General features: G+C 61.6%; 5 protein-coding genes and 1 pseudogene. 1 reads left to right on the top strand and 5 read right to left on the bottom strand.

All coding sequences use genetic code 11. From position 1 onward, the window contains the following. From FTV41_RS13930 to FTV41_RS15280, 5 genes and pseudogenes are all read right to left on the bottom strand, one after another. On the bottom strand, positions 1 to 354 hold a 354-nt coding region (locus FTV41_RS13930), incomplete at its 3' end, for an AAA family ATPase (RefSeq protein WP_179996708.1). 65 nt (positions 355 to 419) lie between these two features. Next, a complete protein-coding gene (locus FTV41_RS13925) occupies positions 420 to 656 on the bottom strand; it encodes a hypothetical protein (protein ID WP_010895879.1) in 237 nt (78 codons plus the stop codon). 67 nt (positions 657 to 723) lie between these two features. Beyond that, positions 724 to 1701 carry a DNA-primase RepB domain-containing protein gene (locus FTV41_RS15290; protein WP_373682963.1) on the bottom strand — a complete coding sequence of 326 codons (978 nt, stop codon included), beginning with the start codon at positions 1699 to 1701 and terminating at the stop codon, positions 724 to 726. Then, positions 1677 to 2087, bottom strand: a complete 411-nt coding sequence (locus FTV41_RS15285) for an IncQ-type mobilization protein MobB (RefSeq protein WP_010895877.1) — start codon at positions 2085 to 2087, stop codon at positions 1677 to 1679. Before FTV41_RS15285 ends, FTV41_RS15290 begins: the two co-directional genes overlap by 25 nt. A 106-nt stretch (positions 2088 to 2193) precedes the next feature. Then, positions 2194 to 2835 (bottom strand): annotated as a pseudogene (locus tag FTV41_RS15280) (MobA/MobL family protein); the annotation flags it as partial. Positions 2836 to 3016: 181 nt separating this feature from the next. Here FTV41_RS15280 and FTV41_RS13915 point away from each other — a divergent pair. Next, complete coding sequence (locus FTV41_RS13915; RefSeq protein ID WP_010904468.1) at positions 3017 to 3316, top strand: hypothetical protein; 300 nt, start codon at positions 3017 to 3019, stop codon at positions 3314 to 3316. The last annotated feature ends 278 nt before the right edge of the window (positions 3317 to 3594 follow it).

Raw genomic sequence — 3594 nt, 5'->3', positions numbered from 1 at the left:
AAAAAAGGGCAGGCTGCCGATCAGCGGCTGGATTAGCAGACCGTCAGCCACGACTTGCCGTTGCTCGTCGGTCAGGTGCGCCCCCAATGCGTGCAGGCGGTGATGTATAGCGGTGGGCGGGTCTTCGGCGGGCAAGTAGATCACCGGGCCGGTGGGCAGCTCTCCCACGTCCAGCAGGTCGGGGCCGCCTGCGATCTGTGCGGCCAGCTGTAGAACCAGCATGGACTTGCCGGCCCCACCGGGGGACACCAGCGCCCCCACGGTACCGGCCACCATGTTGGGCAGTACGTAGTCAATCGGCGGCGGTAACTCTGTGAAGCTCGCCAGAATATCGATAGGCTTATGAGTAGCCATTGGTTTGCCTCCTTTGCAGGCGGTTGATGGTCAGGCGCTGGCGGGGCATCCCCGCCATGCGCCGCCTAGTCAGTGATAACACGCCACTCTCGCAGCCCAATTTCTCGCACGACCTTGGCCGCCGCATCCAGTGTCTTGAACTGCCGCACATCACCTCTGGCGGTGTGTAAGGTAGGTTGTGCGCTGCCAATGTTGCCGCTCAGCTCGATAGTCCACCCGTTATGCAGAACACTTGACGATCTCACCACGGCACCCTGAATCAATCCAAGCCCAAAATACTCTTTTGCCTTTCCTATATCCATTTTTTAATCCTACTATAAAGTCAAATTGTTTTGACAATATAGCAGTTTTGTTTTATCAAAACAAGCATTACATGCTTAAATCTGGCCCCTTGCTGCGCTGCTTCTGGGTCTGCTTCGCCAGCTCGGCGCGGGCCTCCTGCACCTGCGGAAGCTCCATCACCTTCTGCACCGTACGCTTGATGTAATCGGCCTCATGGCCCGCCTTGCGCTCCATGATAGCGGGGCTAGCCTCGGCCATGGCCTTGCTGATCTCGTCCGGCTCCCGGCCCTTGCTGGCCAGCTTCATGGCCGCGATGAAGTCGCACTTGCTGAGGTCATCACCGTACCGCTTGACCAGCCCGGCCATTTCGCTGCGGTAGTCGTCCACGACGCTGCGGCGATACCGACGCACACTCTGCGGGGCGGTGATCTCGGCCAGTCGTGCCGTCCGTTCCTGTCGGCGCTCGATGCTGTCCAACACCTGCCCGGCCTGCTGCATCAGCTCCGGCCCTGCGGTGGCACTCTTGCCGCTGGACTCCCGGCACAGCACCCACGGCTGATAGCCGGTGCGGCTGGTGTACTTGTCCTTGCGGTTGGTAAAGCCTGCCAGACGGCCATAGTGACGGCTGTCGGCGCTTGCCGGGTCGGCGTCATACTCCCGGGCCAGCTTCCGGGCGATTACGCCCCTATGATCTGCTGGGGCATCCTGAGCCACCTTCACCCATGCCTGATAATTCTTGAGGCTGGTCTCGATGATGGCGGCAGGCTCCCGGCCCTCCTGCTTCATGGCGTCCAGATCGTCGCTGCTGAGGTCGTCAACTAGCACCAGACCATGCCGGGCCTGCTCGGCGGGGCGAATGTAAATATCGTTGCCCTGGGCATTCATGCGCTTGAGCCAGGCGGCGTTCTGCTGCACTTCCTGCGGTGTCCATTCCCGGTTCATCATCTTGCCGCTGGCGGCATCCCGTATGCCGATGTCGTACCGGTCGCAGCCCATGGCCTTGAGCTGCCGGGCGATGGCTTGCGCGGTGCGGTCACCTTTCACTTGAGCTTGAAAATCAGCCATATGCTCCCCTGTTGCTCGATGATTTGCGGCTCCAGCCAAAGCCATGATGCGATCAGCAGCGCCAGAATAGGCATCACGGAAGCGATCAAGACCCCGGCCCACAACCTCCATGTCCAGCCACGGGCGGCGCTCCGGGCCGTCTGGCCGGCCTTGGCCAGTTCCCCTGCGGCTGCCCTCATGTCCTTTGCTGCCTGCCGCCATGCGCTCATGGCTTGCTGTTGCTGGCTCGTCCAGCTCGCGGCCTGCTCCTCGCTGGCCTGCTGTACCTCGGCGATCCGCTGCCGGGCTTCGTCCGCCAGTGTCGCCATGCTCTGGGCCAGCGGCTCTATCTCTGCCGCTAACTCGTTGATCCCTCTGGATTTCCTCACTCTGTCTATCGCGCTCATGCTCGATAACCTCCCGGTATTCTTGTAAGTCGATGATCTGGCCGTTGGCCGTGTCGATGGCTAGGGCGATATCGGCCCTCTCGGTGCGGATGCCCCGGCTCTCCATCTCCACCACGTTAGGGCCAAGATGGATGCCCGGCAAGCGCTCAATGCCCTGCGCCTCAAGGGTGCGATGGTCAATGCGGGCCTCGTGCCCGGCCTGTTCAAGGGCGCGGTTGGCGTAGTGGCTCCATGCCTCGCGGGTCTGCTCAAGCCATGCCTTGGGCTTCAGGCTCTCGGACTTCTGCGCCCCGCCCCGCTCTGGCTGTTTGCCGTTGTACCGCTTAAACCACTGGTCAGCCGGGCGCTCGATACCGTCGTTCTTCCGCTCGGAGATCATCAAGTGGCAATGGGGGTTCTCACCGTTACCGGCATGGATGGCCAGCGTATACGGCAGGCGCTCGCCCTCAGTCAGATGCCGGGCGAATTCGTCCACCAGCTCCCGCTGCTGATCTAGGGTCAGTTCGACCGGCAGGGCAAACTCAATCTCTTTGAATAAGCGACCGTTGGCCCGCTCGTACAGGTCGGCACCGTCCCAGTAGTCGGCGGGACGCTCGGCCCACTCGGGCAGGTGGCCGGACTGGGTGTGCAGCACCTCTTCACGGTCGCGGGAGTAACGGCCCTCCCGCTGGATGTAATCGGCTTTCGCCTTGGCCGATTGGCCGCCGTTCCGGCTGCCGGTCTTGGCCGTAAGGTGATAGATGGCCATAGGGGTTTAGCTCCATGCAATGGCCCTCGGAGAGCGCACAGCCCCGAAGGGGTGCCCCCAGGGCAGTTTCTTGAAGAGAAACCGGTAAGTGCGCCCTCCCGTAAAATGACGGTCGGGGTTTGCGGTGTCTGTGCTCCGATGATAGCATAATGACAAGCACATAACCAAGAGGATTATCAAAATGGCAAAAACAGCGGAACGGCTCGCCAAGCTGGAAGAACAACGGGCACGAATCAACGCCGAGATCCAACGGATCAGAGCACGGGAGCAGCAGCAAAAGCGCAAGGAAAACACCCGGCGCAAAGTGCTGGTAGGTGCATGGATACTCGGCAAAGTTGAAAACGGCGAGTGGCCAGAACAGCGCCTGCTCGATGGGTTGGACAGCTACCTAGAGCGCGACCATGATCGGGCACTGTTCGGACTTCCACCCAAGCAGAAACAGCAGCCACAGGAGCATGGTCAGCCGGAGCCGCAAGGATAGCCAAGCGCAAAGCGGTCAGAATGGCCCCTGAATGGCCCCTTCGGGGCTGCACACCGCCCCCACCCTTCGGGTAGGGAAAAGGCCGCTAAAGCGGCTAAAATCGCTCCAGCGTATTCCCGCGGGATTTGGTATGGGGTTTAGCGGGCTTTGCCCGCCTTTCCCCCTGCCGCGCAGCGGGTGGGGCCGGTGTGTAGCCTAGCGCAGCGGACGGAGGCGTTATCCGGGCTCTGGCCGGCCTTTTAAGGGAGGGCAGACGGTGCCCGACTAGGGGGCGGTTA

Source organism: Acinetobacter sp. YH16051, assembly GCF_013417135.1.
GTDB classification, from domain to species: Bacteria; Pseudomonadota; Gammaproteobacteria; order Pseudomonadales; family Moraxellaceae; genus Acinetobacter; species Acinetobacter towneri.
The sequence above is the reverse complement of the archived record's forward strand: the minus strand, read 5'-3'. Positions and strand labels throughout refer to the sequence as shown.